Origin of the sequence: Stenotrophomonas humi (assembly GCF_001431415.1) — a bacterium.
Classification (GTDB): domain Bacteria; phylum Pseudomonadota; class Gammaproteobacteria; order Xanthomonadales; family Xanthomonadaceae; genus Stenotrophomonas; species Stenotrophomonas humi.
In genome coordinates, this window is sequence record NZ_LDJI01000055.1 from 1 (window position 1) to 17,107 (window position 17,107).

Below are 17,107 nucleotides of genomic sequence, written 5' to 3' on the forward strand. Positions count from 1 at the left end.
GGGGTAGGGGTGAGGGCGCTTCTGCTTTTTGCCTTCGCTGTTGCCTTTGACCTATCACGTTCTTCCGCAGCTCAATGCCACAACCCAAGAATCAAACCGAACAGCACAAACTGTGCGGTGTGGTAGCCGCCATCAATCGCCCACAGTTTGCCGCTGCGTTGTGCGAACTGATAGTTGATGCCAAAGCTGGCAGCGACCATGCCCAAGCCCACCACTGCGCCGCATAGCAGCGCCTTGCGCAGTTCCGGTGCCGGGCCCAGGAACCAGGCAAACGCAAACGCGGCCACCAGCGAGAACAGAAAGCTGATGCCGAACACTTTGGCGGGATGGCCCTGCGGCACTTCACCGCCGTTCTCGCGGTTCCAGGCACGGCCAAACAACGCGGGCGAATACCACAGCCCGCCGAGCAGAAAGCTGGAGACAGCGGCAAGCACTACGGCATACACGTTCATGCGTTTCCCCTCGTTCCCGATGATGCGTGCATCGTAGCGCTCCACGCACGGCCTGCGCAGCGTCCATCCGGGCCGTGAATCTCCGTGGAGGTGGCCTCGGCCGGCCAGACAGGTCCGCAAAGAAAAAGGCCGGTGGTTGCCCACCGGCCTTTTCCACCTCGTCGCACGTCTACAACACGCTTCGATCAGGCCTCCAGCGCGGCGGCGGGGCCAAAGAATTCATAACGGCTCTGCGCTTCGGGTACGCCGACATCGCGCAGCAGCTTCTTCACCTGGGCCATGAATGGCTTGGGGCCAAGGAAATAGGCGTCCATGCCGCGCGCATCCGGCAGCCACTGCTCCAGCAGTTCGCGGCTGAGGAAACCTTCGGCGTCGGCGGCATCACCCGGCAGCGCTTCGCTGTAGCAGGTGTAGCTGCGCAGCTGCGGGTGCTGCTTCTGCTTCTCGGAGATGAACTCGCGGAATGCATGCACCTGGCCGTTGCGTGCGCAGTGGATGAAGTGCACATCGCGGCCGCTGGCCAATGCCTGCTCCAGCATCGGCAGGGTCGGGGTGATGCCGACACCGCCGCTGATCAGCGCAACCGGGCGATCGCTGGCCGCGAGGGTGAAATCACCGGCCGGGGCGAACAGCTCCAGCGTGTCGCCGACCTGCACATTGTCATGCAGATGGTTGGAGACCTTGCCGTGTGCTTCGCGTTTGACGCTGATGCGGTAGCCCACACCATCGGCGGCACGCGACAGCGAGTAGTTGCGACGGGTTTCCTCGCCATCGATAGCCAGCTTCATGCCGATGTACTGGCCCGGCTGGAAATCCACCACCGCGCCGCCATCAACCGGCACCAGGTGGAACGAGGTGATCTCCGCACTCTCCGGCACCTTCTCGGCCACACGGAAGCTGCGAGCGCCGCGCCAACCGCCCGGGGCTTTCTCGTTGGCCTCATACGCCGCCTCTTCGGCACCGATCAGCAGGCTGGCCAATGCTTGGTAGGCGGCGCCCCAGGCGTCGATGATTTCGTCGGTGGCCACGTCCGGGCCCAGTACCTCACGGATCGAGAGCAGCAGGTAGTGGCCGACGATGGGGTAGTGCTCCGGCAGGATCTGCAGGGCGACGTGTTTGTTGACGATCTGCCCCACCAAGGGACCCAGCGCTTCCAGCCGGTCGATGTGCTTGGCGTACATCAGCACCGAGTTGGCCAGCGCACGCGGCTGGTCGCCGGTGGCCTGGTGCACCTGGTTGAACAAGGGGCGAGCGACATCGCTCTCACTCAGCATCCGGCCGTAGAAATGCTTGGTCAGCGCCTCGCCCCCCGTTTCCAGCAGCGGAACAGTGGCCTTGATGAGGTCGCGTTGGGTGGCAGTGAGCATGATGTATGGCTTCCTTTTGGGGGTGCCACCATCAACCCATTTTGCGGCCGCCGCTTCATTGATGAATATCAAGGAAGGGTGCTTCTCCGGCGCATTACGGCCGGGATGCCGCGTTGCAGTCATGGAGAAGCAATGTTCCCGCGCCGGCACCGCCATCGGCTGCGGGCGTTCGCTGCGGCGCAGGCAGCGAAACTCAGGCCACCCTGCCGCGCCTTGCCCGCTCCAGGTGCACCAGCAGCAACGAGATCGCAGCCGGTGTCATGCCGGGAATGCGCTGCGCCTGGCCGATGGTCTGGGGGCGCACGCGTTCGAGTTTCTGCAGGACCTCGGCCGAAAGACCATGCACCGATGCGAAGTCGAAGCCTTCGGCAATCAGCGTGGTCTCGTGCCGCTGCTGGCGTTCGATCTCATCGCGCTGGCGGTCAAGATAACCGGCGTACTTGACGCTGATTTCCACCTGTTCGGCCACGCGCGCGTCGTCCACACCAGGGCCGAGTGACGCCACCTGCATCAGCTTGGCGTAATCCAGTTCCGGGCGCTTGATCAGGTCCAGCACATTGGTTTCGCGGCTCACCGACACGCCGGTGGCTTCGGCCACTTCGCGGCCCAGTGCATTGGCCGGTGTCGCCCACAAGCCGCGCAGGCGCGCGCTTTCGCTGGCGACGGCGGCCTGCTTGGTTTCAAACGCCGACCAGCGCCGGTCATCGACCAGGCCAAGCTCGCGTCCCATCGGCGTCAGGCGCGTATCGGCGTTGTCCTCGCGCAGCTGCAGCCGGTATTCGGCGCGGCTGGTGAACATGCGGTACGGCTCGGTGGTGCCGTGGGTGATCAGATCGTCCACCAGCACACCGATGTAGGCTTCATCACGGCGCGGGCACCAGCCGTCCTTGCCCTGCACGAACAACGCGGCGTTGACGCCGGCCAGCAGGCCCTGCGCGCCGGCTTCTTCGTAACCGGTGGTGCCATTGATCTGCCCGGCGAAGAACAGTCCGGCAACCTGACGGGTTTCCAGCGTGTTCTTCAGCCCGCGTGGATCGAAGAAGTCGTACTCGATGGCGTAACCCGGCCGGGTGATGTGCGCGTTCTCAAAGCCGCGGATGCTGCGCACCAGCTCCAGCTGCACATCGAACGGCAGCGAGGTGGAAATGCCGTTGGGGTAGATCTCCACCACGTCCAGCCCTTCGGGTTCGACGAAGATCTGGTGGCTGTTCTTCTCGGCGAAACGCACCACCTTGTCCTCGATGGACGGGCAGTAGCGCGGGCCGATGCCTTCGATCTGGCCGCTGTAAAGTGGTGAACGGTGCAGCGCGCCGCGGATGATGTCGTGGGTGCGTTCGCTGGTATGGGTGATCCAGCAGCTGACCTGTTGCGGGTGTTCGTTGACGTTGCCCAGATAGGACATCACCGGCATCGGATCGTCGCCGGGCTGCTCATCCATCACGCTGTAATCCAGCGAGCGCCCGTCGATGCGTGGCGGCGTACCGGTCTTCAGGCGGTCGATGACGAACGGGCGTTCGCGCAGGCGCGCGGCCAGCGTGGTGGCCGGCGGGTCGCCCATGCGGCCAGCGGTGTACTGGGTTTCGCCGATATGGATCTTGCCGGCCAGGAAGGTGCCGGCGGTCAGCACCACAGCGGCGGCATGGAACGTCAGCCCGGTCTGGGTGATGGCGCCGCGCACGGCGTCGCCCTCGATCACCAGGTCATCCACCGCCGCTTGGAACACGGTCAGGTTGGGCTGGGATTCGACGATGCCGCGGATCGCCATGCGGTACAGATTGCGGTCGGCCTGGCAGCGGGTGGCGCGTACGGCAGGGCCCTTGGAGGCATTGAGCGTGCGCCACTGGATGCCGGCGCGGTCGGCGGCGTGCGCCATCGCCCCGCCCAGGGCGTCGATCTCCTTCACCAGGTGACCCTTGCCGATGCCGCCGATGGCCGGGTTGCAGCTCATCGCGCCGACGGTTTCGACGTTGTGGGTCAGCAGCAGGGTGCGCGCACCACCGCGCGCTGCAGCCAGCGCGGCCTCGGTGCCGGCGTGGCCGCCGCCAATGACGATGACGTCGTAACGGTAGAAGGTGTCGCTCATGCGCGTGAGATCGAAGAGAAGTGTGAAGTCCGTCTGCGGGGTGGTCCCGCGCGGTGACGGCGTGTTTGTCGATTTTACCGCCAATGCCGGCGAGGGACGATTTGCACCCTAAAGTTGGCACGCTACCTGCAGCTAATACATTGCACCCAGCGTGGCATGCGACTTGAGCGCAAATGGTCGGAATTGGAACAGGGGCCGACTGACGCGCATGCTGGGGGAGCAAAGGGGCCGGTAGTCGGGGGACTGCCGGCCCTGTTTCTTTTTGATCCGCCAGGATTCTGGCGCGGTACAAAGACAAAGCCCCGGCCATGGCCGGGGCTTTGTCGTTTTAGGCGCCGATGTCCGACAGGGCCGGAACAGGGGGGATCCAGATTTTCTGGCGGACATCGACATTGAAGCGGTTGGGTGACGCCGGTTTAGGTCAGATTGCGACGTTGCCGGTCACTCGTGACGCCAAGAATGCCTGCATTTGTGCCAAATGCAACCCCTTTACCGTTCAAATGTCCTGACGCCCTGGCTATTTCGGACTTGTGACGGCTGTCGGGGGGCTGCGGGCCGATCCTGAATGGCGGGGCGTGGCGCGGCCATGGCCTGCGGTCGCGGCATGGCCCGCTGCATCGGCGCGTTGTCGGCACGCGGTTGCGGCCGTTGCAGGCGATCCAGGTCACGCCACGGCGATTTTCCGCCACCACCATTGTTGGCCGGCGGCGGACGCGGCGGACGGCCGTCGCCATTGCCTGGACGCGGTGGCCGGCCACCGTCATTGCCCGGACGTGGCGGTCGGTTGCCATTGTGGTTGTGACCATTGCCATGGCCCGGTGGGCGGTGACCATTGCCGTGATAGGGCGGCTGCGGACGGTAGTACGGCCGATAAACCGGATAGCCATAGCTGCCATAGCCGTAATAGCCACTGCCATACCCGTAGCCCGACCCGGACGGATAGCCGTACGGATAGTTGTATTGCGTGGACGGGGAGCCGTGGTAATAGCCGCCCGAGCTGCCGCCGACATAGTCGTACGTGGCGCAGCCGGACAGGCCCATCAACAGGCCGGCGGAAACAATCAGGCGCTTGATCATGTGAGTCCCCCCAATGGGAATGACGCCAGCATCGGGCTGGCGCGTTGAATTGGCCCTTAATCCAGGGGTGCTCCGCTGAATGCCGGCTGTGCCCCGCATGCCCGGCCACACCTGCCTTGAATGCCGCTGCCGCACGGGCCGAGGCAGAGTGTGGCGACGGTACCGTTGTGGAGATGGCCCAACCCGGTGAGCCTACGCTAACCTTTCCCCATGAATGAACTCCCCCTGCCCGGATTTGCCGAGGTACTGGCGGCAGCGGCACGTATTGCGCCCCACGCAACGGTCACTCCGGTGCTGCGCTCGCGCGAACTGGATGCGATGGCTGGCGCCAGCCTGCACTTCAAGGCCGAGCATCTGCAGCGCGGCGGGGCGTTCAAGTTCCGGGGAGCCTGCAATGCGGTGTGGTCGCTGGATGCCGAGCAGGCTGGCAATGGCGTGGTGACGCATTCCTCGGGCAACCATGGCGCCGCATTGGCGCTGGCTGCCCGCTCGCGCGGTATTCCCTGCCATGTGGTGGTGCCGGAAGGCGCGGTCGCGACCAAGTTGGCCAATATCAACCGCCACGGCGCGACGCTGTGGCGGTGCGCGGCAACCCAGGTTGCACGTGAGGCCGAATGCGCGCGCGTGCAGCAGGAAACCGGCGCAACCTTGGTGCATCCCTATGCCGATGCGCGGGTGATTGCCGGGCAGGGAACGGCGGCGCTGGAGCTGATGCGCCAGGCCGGTGCCACGCTGGATGTGCTGGTGGTGCCGGTGGGCGGGGGCGGGCTGGCCGCAGGTACCCTGCTGGCGGTGCGCCAACTGCTGCCTGATTGCGATGTGGTGTTGGCCGAGCCTGCAGGCGCGGCCGATACCGCACGATCGCTGGCCGCAGGCGAACGTCAGCTGGATTTCGTTCCCGACACACTCTGCGATGGCCTGCGCGGCGCGCTGGGTTGGCCGAACTTCGCGCTGCTGCAGGGCAATGCCCAGGTCATCACCGTGGATGATGCCGACACCGTGGCCGCGATGCGTTTGATCTGGCAGGTAATGAAGCAACTGGTGGAGCCGTCGTCGGCGATCGCCCTGGCCGCGGTGCTGGCCCGACCCGAGCGTTTTGCCGGGCGCACTGTCGGGGTGGTGCTGTCCGGTGGCAACGTGGATCTGGATGCCTTGCCATGGGGGTAGGGATGAGTGGACGTCGGCGGATCGGTTTGATGGGTTGGTTGTGGCGATTGGGTGCGTTGTTGCTGCTGTGGCTGCTGGGCGTGGCGGCGTGGATCATCTGGGTGGGTGATCGCGACCAGGCTGCGCCAGCCGACGCGATCATCGTGCTGGGCGCGGCCGCGTATGACGCCAAGCCATCGCCGGTGTTTGAAGAGCGCATCCGCCATGGCCTGGATCTGTATCGCCAGGGCTACGCATCGAAGCTGATCTTCACCGGAGGTTTTGGCGGCTCCCGCGCGCGCTTTTCCGAATCGCAGGTGGCGCGTCGCTATGCGCTCAAGCAGAAGGTGCCGGCGGCGGACATCCTGATCGAAACCAAGTCACGCACCACGCGGCAGAACCTGGTCGAGGCCAAGCAGGTGATGGCCAAGAACAACCTGCACCGGGTGATCGTGGTCAGCGACCCGCTGCATATGGCGCGCGCGCTGCGGTTGTCCAAGGAGTTGGATATCGACGCATTGGCATCGTCCACCCCGAGCACGCGCTTCCGCAGCTTCCACACGAGTTGGCGTTTCCTGCTGCAGGAAGTTTATTTCTTCCACCGCGACCTGTTCGTCAAGGGCGCTTGAGGGCAGGAAATAGAGAACAGGGGGTGGAGCAAGAGCAACGGCACCCTCTCCAGCCCTCCCCTGCGCTGCGTGCAAGGGAGGGGCAGTGCTTCTACTCCACTCTTTCACCGAAGTTGAAGGGGGGGCTTTCGCTTCTAGTCCCCACTCCCTCAGTGTTTATTCCCGCGGCTTGCGCCGGATCGGGATCGCTGACACCGGTACTGCGGCCACGTCGTGGCCCTGCTCACGGATCGGGGCGCCCGGTTCCGGCGCCCAGGCCTGGGCGTAGATGACTTCCCAACTGCTGGGCAGCTTGCCGTCGGTCCGGCGCAGCGGTTCATAGGCGTCGCGTGCGGCGGCGAAACGGCCACGGCCGGTCAGGGTATGGCGGCGGTTGCTCATCGCATTGGTTGCGCCGATGGCCTTGAGCTCGCGCATCAATGCGGGCAGGTCGTCGTAGGTGAGCGTGAACAGGTCGCGGTCCAGTACCGGGTTGCGGAAGCCGGCCATCATCAGGGCATCGCCGAACTGGGCGATCTGTACGAAGTTGCTGACATGCGCGGTGTCATCGGCGTGGGCGAAGGCCTCGCGCAGTTCCACCAGGGTGTCCGGGCCGAAGGTGGAACACACCAGCAGGCCGCCGGGCTTGAGTACGCGGCGGAACCCCGCGAACACGGCTGGCAGGTCTTCCACCCACTGCAGGCACAGGTTGCTGAAGATCACGTCCACACTGTTGTCGGCCAACGGCAACGCGCGCGCATCGGCGCACACACGTGAGAACGGGCGCCACCAGCCGGCCTGTTTTTTGGCTTCGACCAGCATGGGCATGGCCAGGTCCAGCGCGATCACCTGCGCCTTGGGCCAGCGCTTCTTCATCGCTGCGGTCGAATATGCCGGGCCGCTGCCGATATCCAGCACCACCTGCGGCTGTTTTTCTTCCAGGTAGTCCAGCGATTCCAGCAGGCGTTTGGCGACTTCCTGCTGCAGCACGGCTGCGGCCTGGTAGCTGGTGGCGGCGCGCGAAAAGGCGCGGCGGACGTGCTTGGGATCGAACAGGGAAGGCATGACGGTTACAACGCTGGGAGCGGAATTAGGAGGTGTGGTTGCGCGACATGATCGAGCATGCCGCGCCAACGGGCATGCAACGCATCACGCGCAGCCCGCAACGAACTGTTGCAGCAGATCGGCGACGGCATCGGCGTGGCCGAGGAATGGGGCATGGCCGCCGCCTTCGATGGTATGCGCGTGGTGCAGGCCGACCGGCGCCAATGCGGCCGCGCTGTGCATGGCACGCGCCGATACCAGCCGGTCGCGCTGGCCGCCAATCCACAGGCCGGGTTTCTGCAGGCGGGGCAGGGCGCCGCGCAGGTCGCTGCGTTCCAGCAAGGCCAAGCCTTCATGCAGGGCACGTGGGGCCGGTTCACCGCGTTCGACCAGAGACTCGCGCAGGGTGCGCAATTCGCTGCGCGCGTGCTGCGAGCCCATCACGTCCAGCGCGAGAAAACGTTCCAGCGTGCCACGGTAATCCTGCTCGAGGTCGCGCCCGAACTGTTCAAACACCGAGGGCTCGACCGCGTCGGGCCAATCATCGCCACGGACAAAACGCGGGGTAGCGGCGAGCATCCCCAGCCCGCGCACCTGCGGTAGCGTCGCCGCAGCGTGCAGGGCCACCAGCCCGCCCAGCGACCAGCCACACCACACCGCCGCCGGCGTGGCGGCGGCGATGGCATTGACCAGATACGGCAGGCGCAGCGGCGTGCTGTCGTCGCGGCTGTGACCGTGGCCGGGCAGGTCGACGATGTGCAGTTGGAACTGTGGCGCCAGCCGTTCGACCAGGGGCGCGAAGATGCCGCCATGCAATGCCCAGCCGTGGATCAGGACCAATGCCGGTCCGCTGCCGGTGACTTCGATATGCATGGAAACGACCGTGGACTCAGGCGTTGACGGTGTTCAACGAGCGCTGGTACAGCACCACGTCGCGGGCGCGGGTGATGGCGTCGACCAAGGCTTTGACCTGCTCGACGCTGTGCAGTGCCGACAGCGTCACCCGCAGCCGTGCCTTGCCTTCGGGCACCGTCGGCGGCCGGATCGCGCTGACCAGGAAGCCGGATTGCTCCAGCGTTGCCGACAGCGCCATCACCGTTGATTCGTCGCCACACAACAGCGGTTGGATCGGCGTTTCCGAGGGCATCAGTTCCAGCCCCTGACGGCGCGCGCCTTCGCGGAATGCCGCGATCAGTTCGGTGAGTTTTTCGCGGCGCCAGTGGTCGCGACGCGCCAGCTTCACCGCCGCCAGCGACGCCGCCGCCTGGGCCGGCGGCAGGGCGGTGGTGTAGATGTAGGGACGTGCGGTTTCGGCCAGGTGCTGGATCAGGGCTTCATCACCCACCACCACCGCGCCATGGCCACCGAGCGCCTTGCCCAGCGTGGCCAGCTGCAGCGGCACTTCATTCACACCCAGACCGGCGGCGGCAACGCAGCCACGGCCGTGTTCACCGACCACGCCCACGCCGTGGGCGTCGTCCACGTAGAGCAAGGCTTCCTGCATGCGCGCCACCAAAGCCAGCGAGCGCAGCGGGGCGATGTCGCCATCCATGCTGAAAACGCCGTCGGTGATCAGCATGGCTGCGCCGTCGGCGGTGTTCTTGAGCTGGCGCATGGCGCCTTCGCTGTCCAGGTGTGGGTAACGGCGCAGGCGGCAGCCGGCCAGGCGGCTGGCGTCGAGCAGGCTGGCGTGGTTGAGCCGGTCCTGTACGCAGACGTCGGTTTCCTCGCTCAGCAGTGCCTGCTGCACGGCCAGATTGGCCATGAAGCCACTGTCGAACAGCAGGGCGCGTGGATAGCCGAGCCAGTCGGCCATCTCGCGTTCCAGCTGCTGGTGCAGGCTGTGATGGCCGCAGACCAGATGCGAAGAGGTGCTGCCGGCGCCTTCACGCGAGGCGGCGTCCTGCAGTGCGGCCACCACCTCGAACTGCTGCGACAGGCCCAGGTAATCATTGCTGCAGAAGCCGACCAGTGAGCGGCCGTCGATCTCCAGGCGCACACCATCACGCCGGCCAACCGTGCGCCGGGTGCGGATGCGACCTTGGGCAAGCCGCAGCTTGCGCTGGTGCTGGATGCGTTCGTGGAGGTCAGGACGGGCCATGGCGGTGGTTCATGGTCGGGCGGCCGGCTAGCGTACCCGGTTGCCCGTCAGAATTCCTGCGACGGGGCGGGGTTGCCGGACACGCCCTCAGGCGCTTCGGGCGCAGACCGGGGCGATGTCCAGATGCACGGTGCCGGGGTGGTCGTGGTCATCGGCATCCACCGTCACCGCCATCGGCCGGATCCCCAGGCGAGCGAACAGGGCCTGGTCGCGTTCGGTGTCCGGGTTGCCCGTGGTCAGCAGCTTTTCGCCATAGAAAATGGAGTTGGCGCCAGCCAGGAAGCACAGCGCCTGCAGTTCGTCGCTCATGCTCTCGCGGCCGGCCGACAGCCGCACCATCGAGCGTGGCATGGCGATGCGGGCCACCGCGATCATCCGCACGAACTCGAACGGGTCCAGTTCAGCGCTGCCATGCAGCGGGGTTCCGGCCACCTGAACCAGGCGGTTGATCGGTACCGAATCCGGGTGTGCCGGCAGGTTGCCCAGCGCCAGCAGCAGGCCGACGCGATGGTCGCGGGTCTCGCCCATGCCGACGATGCCGCCGCAGCAGGTCTTCAGCCCGGCATTGCGCACATGTTCCAGCGTGTTCAGCCGGTCCTGGTACTGGCGGGTGTGGATGATGGAGTCGTAATAATCCGGCGCGGTGTCCAGATTGTGGTTGTAGTAGTCCAGCCCGGCTTCCTTGAGTGCCTGGGCCTGGTGGCCCTCGAGCATGCCCAGGGTGGCGCAGGTTTCCAGCCCGAGGGCCTTCACTTCCTGGATCATCGCGGCCACCTTGGGGATGTCGCGGTCCTTGGGCGAGCGCCATGCCGCGCCCATGCAGAAGCGCGAGGCGCCGGCCTGCTTGGCGGCGCGCGCGCGGGCGACCACGCTGTCGGTGTCCATCAGCTTCTGTGCGTCCACGCCGGTGTCATAGCGCTGCGCCTGCGGGCAGTAGGCACAGTCTTCCGGGCAGCCGCCGGTCTTGACCGACAGCAGCGTGGAGACCTGCACTTCTGCCGGATCGAAATGCTGCCGGTGCACGCTGGCAGCGCGGTGCAGCAGGTCGGGGAAGGGCAGATCGAACAGGGCCTGCAGCTCTTCGCGTTTCCAGTCGTGGCGGATGACGGCGGACATCGGTGTTACCTGACAGTTGGGACTACGGAAGCGGCGCAGTCTGGTGAGCATGGATGAGACTGTCAACCTTGGTTGTGGTGGTTTGGTTTACAGGATGCAGGCGCGGATGTCGGCCTGGCTGTTCCCGCCGCGCTGTCTGGTCTGCGCCGAGCCGGGCATCGCCGGCCGTGATATCTGCGGCGCCTGCAGCGCCGCTTTGCCTTGCCTGGAGGCCAGTTGCCGCCGCTGTGCACTGCCGCTGGCGGTTGCCGATGACGAGCACCTCTGTGGCGTTTGCAGGCAGCGCAGCTCTCCCTTGAACGAGGTGCGCGCGGCCTTCATCTATGCCGCGCCGGTGGACGACCTGCTGCGCAGGTTCAAGTTCCACCAGGACCTGGCGGCGGGGCGCTTGCTGGCCGGTTTGATGCAGGCGCGTCTGGCCGATGCCGAGCGGCCCCCGGTGTTGGTTCCGGTGCCCTTGCATGCGTCACGGCTGCGTCAGCGCGGCTACGACCAGGCGCTGGAACTGGCGCGCCCCCTGTCACGGGTGCTGGAAGTACCACTTTGGCGGGGCCTGCGCCGCATCCGCGCCACCGCGCCGCAATCGGAGCTGGATGCTGCCGCGCGCCGCCGCAACCTGCGCTCGGCGTTTGCGGCTCATGCACCGGTACCGGCACATGTGGTGCTGGTGGACGACGTGATGACCACCGGCGCGACTCTGCAGGCTGCCGCCTTGGCACTGCGCCGGGCCGGCGCAGCGCGGGTGGATGCGTGGGTCTGCGCGCGGGTGCCTTGAGCACGCTATCGCCACAAGGTCAGGTCTACAGTAGCGGAGATGGCTATGTCTTCAATGCAGAAGCAAAGGAGTAATCGGATGAGTGCATCTACGGGTTTCCCATCGGGCTCACTGTTCGCCACGTTGTCGCGCAACTGGTGGGTGGTGCTGCTGTTCGGGCTGTTCGCGGTGGTGTTTGGCGTGCTCGCGGTGATGGCGCCGATACGTACCGCCGCGGTGCTGGCGTGGTGGCTGGGGGTGATGGCCATCGTCGAGGGCATAGTGGTGCTGATCGCCGCGATCAAGGGCTCGGCGCCGGTATCGCGCGGATGGGCGGTGTTCTATGCGCTGGTGTCCATCGCCTTCGGTGTGCTGGCCATTCTCAATCCGCTGGCCACGGCGAGCGTGCTGCTGTTGTTCCTGGCCGCATGGCTGGTGGTGGCAGGCATCTACCGCATCGTGTTCGCGATCCGCGTACGCAAACAGATCGAAGGCGAGTGGCTGTTGATCGTCAGCGGCCTGCTGGCCGTGGCACTGGGCGTGATGTTCGCGCTCAACCCGTTGTCGGGGCTGGTGGTGACGTCGTTGTGGATCGGCGCGCTGGCCTTGGTCTACGGCGTGCTGCAGATCATTGTCGCGTTCCGCCTGCGTTCGCTGGGCAAGGCCGTCTGAGGCTGCTGCCCGAGGTGCCAGCAGACAGCCCGCCGCGAGGCGGGCTGTCTCATATCAGGGAAGGTATTGGCTGGCGACGATGCCGGCAAACAACACCGCGCCGACCCAGTTGTTGTGCAGGAAGGCCTTGAAACAGGGCTCGCGCTCGCGGTTGCGGCACAGCCAGAACTCATAGGCCACCATCGCCATCGCCAGCGCCATGCTCGCCCAGTAGGCCATGCCCAGTTCCGCGCGCTGCCCCACCAAGGCCATCGCGCCGAAGAACAACGCATAGAGGATGCCCTGGATCACCAGGTCCAGATCGCCGAACAGGATGGCGGTGGAATGCGAGCCCATCTTCAGGTCGTCGTCGCGATCGACCATGGCGTACCAGGTGTCGTAGGCGGTGGACCACAGGATGTTGGCGCCGTACAGCACCCAGCCCAGTGGCGGCACTTCACCCTGCACGGCGGCGAACGCCATCGGAATGCCCCAGCCGAAGGCCATGCCCAGATAAACCTGCGGCAGGTGCGTGTAGCGCTTCAGGTAGGGGTAGCTGGCGGCCAGGAACACGCCGATGAAGCTCAGGCCGATGGTCAGCGCGTTCATGCTCAACACCAGCGCGAACGCCACCAGCATCAAGCCGGCGAACAGCGCCAGCGCTTCGCGCCCGGACACCGCACCGGTGGCCAGCGGCCGCTCCTTGGTGCGCTTGACGTGTGGGTCGAGCCAGCGGTCGGCGTAATCGTTGATCACGCAGCCAGCCGAGCGGGTCAGCCACACGCCGGCGGTGAACACGAACAGCGTCCACAGCGGCGGCGTGCCATCGGCGGCCAGCCACAGCGCCCACCAGGTGGGCCACAGCAGCAGCAGGGTGCCGATCGGGCGATCGGCGCGCATCAATTTCCAGTAGTGCCCGAACCGCGAGGAAGTGCTGGCGGTGGGTGGGGTATGGGGGAGGCGGCTCATGGGTGCAAAGGTTACCAGTTGCACCGGGCCAGCCCTCCCGCACGCGACTTTGCGAAGATGGGGGCAGACCTGCGCGCGCTTTGCCGCTAGAATGCGCGTCCGTCCGATATTGTCGGACGGTTCCCACTGCGCTCGTAGCTCAGCCGGATAGAGTAGTGGCTTCCGAAGCCATTGGTCGGGGGTTCGAATCCCTCCGGGCGCACCAGATTTGCACCAGCTTCGTGCGGGTGTTGCCAGAAAGCCCCGCCTCGGCGGGGCTTTCTGCTGTCTGACGGCAGGTCTCAGCGGCGCGATTCTTCAAGCGTGCCGTCCGCGCGGGCCGGAAGGCCCGAAGCACCTTTGCCGTTGCCGCCGATATTGTCAGCGTGAATGAGCGTGCGTTGTACGCCACTCGATCGGCACGCGTAATCGCTGCGGCCACTGCTCAGTGGCAATGCAGAGCAGCTCCGGGGCGCTTTCAGCCCCATGATCGGCCGAGCCGGATGTTCATGCCCAATCCGACAGCGACAGTTTCAGTTCCGCCTCGAAGCCCTTGCCGGAACGCAGTGGCACCCTGAATACGTTCGGTGCCTGCTGGGCGATGCCGATGGCGGTGCTGCGCGCGACATCCAGTTCGGCTTCGTTCTTGGGGCCGCCGGCCCACTGGTCGTCACTCCACACATAGCGCAGACGCCAGCTGCCATCCTCGGCGGGCCGCGCGAACAGCACCAGCGTATTGCGGAACAGATGCTCGCCCGGGATGTGGTTCTTCAGGAACAGCGCGCCATCGACCTGGTAGCCGGCATTGGTCACGGCCAGGTTGATGGAGAAAGCGATCTCGCTGCCGGCCATGATCTTGCTGCTGTCCAGGAACACCGAGAACAACACCGGCGCGCGGGCCTGCGCGCTGACGCTGCCATCGGCGTTGAACATGTCGTTGTACTCACGCCGGATCGCACACTGGTTGGCTTCGGTGCGCGAGGTGAGTTCGTAGGTATAGGCGCCGCGAGGTGCCACCGTGGCCTCGATGTAGTACGACGACTCGATCTTCTTGCCGCGCTTGCGTGCCGCCTCGATCTCCGGTGGGAACGGCAAGGTCTTGATGTCCAGCTGCGCGGTGGCGCAGGTGTCGCCGAACAGGAAGCGCACCAGATTCTGGTAGCCCTCTTCGGAGTTGACGATGCCGAAGTAGCCGCTGTGGCTGCGGTTGACGAAGGCACGCGGCGCGCCATCCACGTACGCATTGGCAATGCGCACCAATCCATCGCTCAACGAGCCCACCGCGAACGAAGACAGCCCGTGCGCCGCTGCATAGTCACGACTGTTGGTGCCGATCAGGCAGAACAGCCGCTCGGGTGGGAAACCGGAATCGCCCAGGGTGTTGACCTTGTCCTTGGGCACCTTCAGGTACTTGCCCATGGTGGTGCGGTTGAAATTGTTCATGTCGTTGATCGACAGCAGGTTGGGCACGTTGATGCCGGCCACGTCGATGCCGTTGTGAGGGGTGGCGTAGGTGAACACCTTGTCCACCATCGCCCGTGTTTCGGCGGTGCCAACTTCCGGGTTCTGCAGGAGGCAGCGGCAGATCAACCCACCCATCGAGTGCGCTACCAGGTAGACGCGGAACTCCTTGCGCATGGCTGCGTTGTTGCCGCAGATGCTGTCGCGAAGCTCCAGAATGCGCCGGCCCAGGCTCGCGGCCGCATCGGTGATGGAAGGCGTCCTGCCGTCACCGAATGCGGGGTCGGCTGGATCGTAGTAGCGATGGATGACGATGCAGCGCGGCGAGATGCGGCTGCGCCGCTCGGCCCCGAACTCGTATACATCGCGGTAGTTGTGGTCCTTCATCAGCCGCACCAGCGGTGACTCGAACACGAATTTCACGATGGAACCGTCCTGCGCCTGGCGCATTTTTGTCGAGCCCGCCTCAAAGCCCATGAACGGCGTGGACGTGGTTTCGACGATCTCATCGCGGGTCATCGCGTAGCCGCGGACGTAGATGATCGGAAAGTACGGACGTTCGATGCGTTCCATGGTCAGATCCCTGTGCCTGTGCGCCTGTGCCGCATCTTCGCCCCATGCGCAGATGCCTGTACCGGCTGGCAGTTTGCCGATGATGCACCTCAATGGTCTTGCGGGCTGCGATCCAGTTGGCGGTAGCCGATGGCTTCGGTCAGGTGACTGCGCTGGATGTCGGCGGCACCGGCAAGGTCGGCGATGGTGCGGGCCACGCGCAGGATGCGATGCATCGAGCGGGCCGAGAGCTGCAGGCGATCCATGGCTTGCTCCAGCAGGTCGTGGTCGGCCGAGCATAAACGGCAGTCACCCAGCGTCTGCGCCTGATCGAGGTGGGCATTGGCGGTGCCGGCGCGCTGCAGCTGCCGCGCGCGTGCCTGCGCCACCCGCTCACGCACATCGGCACTGCTTTCCCCGGCGGGCGCATCGCCACGCAGCGCTGCCGGCGCCAGTCGAGGGACCAGCAGGTGCAGGTCGATGCGGTCGAGCAATGGCCCGGAAATGCGCGCGCGATAGCGGCCGATGGCATCAAGCGAGCAACGGCAGCGACCACTGCTGTCACCGGCCCACCCGCACGGGCACGGGTTCATTGCCGCGACCAACTGGAACCGCGCGGGGAACTCGATGCTGCGTGCAGCACGGGAAATGGTGACCGTGCCGGACTCCAGCGGCTCGCGCAGCACTTCCAGTGCGTGTCGATTCCATTCCGGTATTTAGCTTTTTGCAACCAATTTTCCGTAGAGTTGTCACCGATTTTTCAGTGGGTGCTGTGTCTCGCGATTTGGATGGAGGCGGAAGTCGAAGCATTCTAATCCCGTGTTGCACTTGAATCTTGAGAGTGCTGTTTGGCCCACGCCTGGCCAGCTCTGCTTACCGTCTGTTCATCCCAGCCGTCTTTTTCGCTATCGCAAATGGACTGCATCGGGAGGACCGTAGTGCCTGTCAACTCGGTACACCCTCCGAGCAAGCGAAGCAGAATTCCGACCATGAGCGGCAGCATACCGCCGCCACTCGAATCCTGCCGCGACAGCGAGAATGGATGTTGCTGCGTTACTCGGCGAGCTTCCACTGCAGGTTTCGGGGCTGGATGGAGATATCAGCGATCGATGGAAGCATCCCAGCCCACTGGTAGCGGTGCGCCTTTGATGTCGATTAGCGCGAGCGCGTTGTCGATCTTGCCAAGCTCTGCCTCGCCGAAGGTCAAATCAGCAGCTCCCGGCTGACACTTGAACTTCGTAAAGATGAATTTTAAGTGGCCTAACGGCTTTCGGACGATCCCAAGGAAATTTGCCCTGGGTCGTTATGCCTGACTATTCGGAGATGCAGCACATAGAATGCCGAGGGTGCCGCAATGCCGCCACGTAACTGCTGCCGTTCTCGGGCCAGATAGATCCGTAGACCGGCTTCGTCCAGGTCCATCATGTTCTCCGCTAGCGAACGTTGAGCGCTTATCCTCTCGTGGGGCTCGTCCAAACCAACGTCAATCCAATCTGTCAGATTCTGCAGGAATGCGCCTACAGCATCGAGATCAGGCTCTGAAAGATCGTCGGGGTAGTCGTAGTAGCGGCCGTGGCAGCCTGCAGCGTGATCCAGCAATGTCTTTGCAGATGTAACGAGTAGGAGATGAGTAGGAATGTCAGCGGCTGACCGCACGATTGTAGGGGCCTCCGCTCTGTCGGACTGGCGAAGGCGCTCTTTGACCCATGCTTCGTGATTGCCCCTATGAATCGCCCAGGCTTTTGTA

16 protein-coding genes, 1 tRNA gene and 1 pseudogene are annotated in these 17,107 nt (G+C 65.1%); 5 read left to right on the forward strand and 13 right to left on the reverse strand.

The features are described 5' to 3' along the window. Positions 1–71 precede the first annotated feature (71 nt). The 4 genes from ABB26_RS18145 to ABB26_RS18160 form a co-directional block, all read right to left on the reverse strand. A complete protein-coding gene (locus ABB26_RS18145) occupies positions 72–452 on the reverse strand; it encodes a DUF1761 domain-containing protein (protein WP_057634393.1) in 381 nt (126 codons plus the stop codon). A gap of 185 nt (positions 453–637) precedes the next feature. Further along, entirely contained in the window at positions 638–1,819 is a 1,182-nt protein-coding gene (gene hmpA / locus ABB26_RS18150) for an NO-inducible flavohemoprotein (protein ID WP_057636133.1), read from the reverse strand. Between the two features lie 193 nt (positions 1,820–2,012). Beyond that, positions 2,013–3,902: a tRNA uridine-5-carboxymethylaminomethyl(34) synthesis enzyme MnmG gene (gene mnmG, locus ABB26_RS18155; RefSeq protein ID WP_057636120.1), complete on the reverse strand. Its 1,890-nt coding sequence runs from the start codon at positions 3,900–3,902 to the stop codon at positions 2,013–2,015. Positions 3,903–4,391: 489 nt separating this feature from the next. Next, positions 4,392–4,979, reverse strand: a complete 588-nt coding sequence (locus tag ABB26_RS18160) for a hypothetical protein (protein ID WP_057636121.1) — start codon at positions 4,977–4,979, stop codon at positions 4,392–4,394. A gap of 210 nt (positions 4,980–5,189) precedes the next feature. Here ABB26_RS18160 and ABB26_RS18165 point away from each other — a divergent pair, with 210 nt between their 5' ends. Both ABB26_RS18165 and ABB26_RS18170 read left to right on the forward strand, forming a co-directional pair. Next, positions 5,190–6,146, forward strand: coding sequence for a pyridoxal-phosphate dependent enzyme (locus ABB26_RS18165; protein ID WP_057636122.1), 957 nt, complete (start codon positions 5,190–5,192; stop codon positions 6,144–6,146). Beyond that, positions 6,137–6,754, forward strand: coding sequence for a YdcF family protein (locus ABB26_RS18170; protein WP_057636123.1), 618 nt, complete (start codon positions 6,137–6,139; stop codon positions 6,752–6,754). Before ABB26_RS18165 ends, ABB26_RS18170 begins: the two co-directional genes overlap by 10 nt. A gap of 156 nt (positions 6,755–6,910) precedes the next feature. On the opposite strand, the gene bioC is transcribed toward ABB26_RS18170, so the two are convergent. The 4 genes from bioC to bioB form a co-directional block, all read right to left on the reverse strand. Continuing rightward, positions 6,911–7,798, reverse strand: a complete 888-nt coding sequence (gene bioC, locus ABB26_RS18175) for a malonyl-ACP O-methyltransferase BioC (RefSeq protein WP_057636124.1) — start codon at positions 7,796–7,798, stop codon at positions 6,911–6,913. Positions 7,799–7,882: 84 nt separating this feature from the next. Further along, positions 7,883–8,650, reverse strand: a complete 768-nt coding sequence (gene bioH, locus ABB26_RS18180) for a pimeloyl-ACP methyl ester esterase BioH (RefSeq protein ID WP_057636125.1) — start codon at positions 8,648–8,650, stop codon at positions 7,883–7,885. Between the two features lie 16 nt (positions 8,651–8,666). After that, positions 8,667–9,878, reverse strand: a complete 1,212-nt coding sequence (gene bioF, locus ABB26_RS18185) for an 8-amino-7-oxononanoate synthase (protein ID WP_057636126.1) — start codon at positions 9,876–9,878, stop codon at positions 8,667–8,669. 87 nt (positions 9,879–9,965) lie between these two features. Continuing rightward, entirely contained in the window at positions 9,966–10,994 is a 1,029-nt protein-coding gene (gene bioB / locus ABB26_RS18190) for a biotin synthase BioB (protein WP_057636127.1), read from the reverse strand. 49 nt (positions 10,995–11,043) lie between these two features. Between bioB and ABB26_RS18195 the strand changes: the two genes are divergently transcribed. Then, positions 11,044–11,769, forward strand: coding sequence for a ComF family protein (locus ABB26_RS18195; protein WP_057636128.1), 726 nt, complete (start codon positions 11,044–11,046; stop codon positions 11,767–11,769). 78 nt (positions 11,770–11,847) lie between these two features. Next, positions 11,848–12,420, forward strand: coding sequence for an HdeD family acid-resistance protein (locus tag ABB26_RS18200; RefSeq protein WP_057636129.1), 573 nt, complete (start codon positions 11,848–11,850; stop codon positions 12,418–12,420). A 54-nt stretch (positions 12,421–12,474) separates the two neighbouring features. Here the strand turns inward: ABB26_RS18200 and ubiA are convergent, their stop codons facing one another. Further along, positions 12,475–13,368: a 4-hydroxybenzoate octaprenyltransferase gene (ubiA, locus tag ABB26_RS18205; protein ID WP_057636130.1), complete on the reverse strand. Its 894-nt coding sequence runs from the start codon at positions 13,366–13,368 to the stop codon at positions 12,475–12,477. A gap of 128 nt (positions 13,369–13,496) precedes the next feature. On the opposite strand from ubiA, the gene ABB26_RS18210 reads away from it, so the two are divergent. After that, a tRNA-Arg gene (locus ABB26_RS18210) sits at positions 13,497–13,573 on the forward strand. Positions 13,574–13,854: 281 nt separating this feature from the next. On the opposite strand, the gene ABB26_RS18215 is transcribed toward ABB26_RS18210, so the two are convergent. The 4 genes and pseudogenes from ABB26_RS18215 to ABB26_RS19355 all read right to left on the reverse strand — a co-directional run. After that, positions 13,855–15,381: an esterase/lipase family protein gene (locus tag ABB26_RS18215; protein ID WP_057636131.1), complete on the reverse strand. Its 1,527-nt coding sequence runs from the start codon at positions 15,379–15,381 to the stop codon at positions 13,855–13,857. Between the two features lie 89 nt (positions 15,382–15,470). Further along, a complete protein-coding gene (locus ABB26_RS19730; protein WP_425477276.1) occupies positions 15,471–15,830 on the reverse strand; it encodes a magnesium chelatase subunit ChlI family protein in 360 nt (119 codons plus the stop codon). 36 nt (positions 15,831–15,866) lie between these two features. Next, a pseudogene (locus ABB26_RS19735) lies at positions 15,867–16,046 on the reverse strand (ATP-binding protein); the annotation flags it as partial. A 574-nt stretch (positions 16,047–16,620) separates the two neighbouring features. Next, the coding region (locus ABB26_RS19355) for a hypothetical protein (protein WP_211261993.1) at positions 16,621–17,107 on the reverse strand (487 nt) is incomplete at its 5' end.

Coding starts and splice junctions, on each gene's coding strand:
- ABB26_RS18145 (WP_057634393.1), bottom strand. CDS start 452: ATGAACGTGTATGCCGTAGTGCTTGCCGCTGTCTCCAGCTTTCTGCTC.
- hmpA (WP_057636133.1), bottom strand. CDS start 1,819: ATGCTCACTGCCACCCAACGCGACCTCATCAAGGCCACTGTTCCGCTG.
- mnmG (WP_057636120.1), bottom strand. CDS start 3,902: ATGAGCGACACCTTCTACCGTTACGACGTCATCGTCATTGGCGGCGGC.
- ABB26_RS18160 (WP_057636121.1), bottom strand. CDS start 4,979: ATGATCAAGCGCCTGATTGTTTCCGCCGGCCTGTTGATGGGCCTGTCC.
- ABB26_RS18165 (WP_057636122.1), top strand. CDS start 5,190: ATGAATGAACTCCCCCTGCCCGGATTTGCCGAGGTACTGGCGGCAGCG.
- ABB26_RS18170 (WP_057636123.1), top strand. CDS start 6,137: ATGGGGGTAGGGATGAGTGGACGTCGGCGGATCGGTTTGATGGGTTGG.
- bioC (WP_057636124.1), bottom strand. CDS start 7,798: ATGCCTTCCCTGTTCGATCCCAAGCACGTCCGCCGCGCCTTTTCGCGC.
- bioH (WP_057636125.1), bottom strand. CDS start 8,650: ATGCATATCGAAGTCACCGGCAGCGGACCGGCATTGGTCCTGATCCAC.
- bioF (WP_057636126.1), bottom strand. CDS start 9,878: ATGGCCCGTCCTGACCTCCACGAACGCATCCAGCACCAGCGCAAGCTG.
- bioB (WP_057636127.1), bottom strand. CDS start 10,994: ATGTCCGCCGTCATCCGCCACGACTGGAAACGCGAAGAGCTGCAGGCC.
- ABB26_RS18195 (WP_057636128.1), top strand. CDS start 11,044: ATGGATGAGACTGTCAACCTTGGTTGTGGTGGTTTGGTTTACAGGATG.
- ABB26_RS18200 (WP_057636129.1), top strand. CDS start 11,848: ATGAGTGCATCTACGGGTTTCCCATCGGGCTCACTGTTCGCCACGTTG.
- ubiA (WP_057636130.1), bottom strand. CDS start 13,368: ATGAGCCGCCTCCCCCATACCCCACCCACCGCCAGCACTTCCTCGCGG.
- ABB26_RS18215 (WP_057636131.1), bottom strand. CDS start 15,381: ATGGAACGCATCGAACGTCCGTACTTTCCGATCATCTACGTCCGCGGC.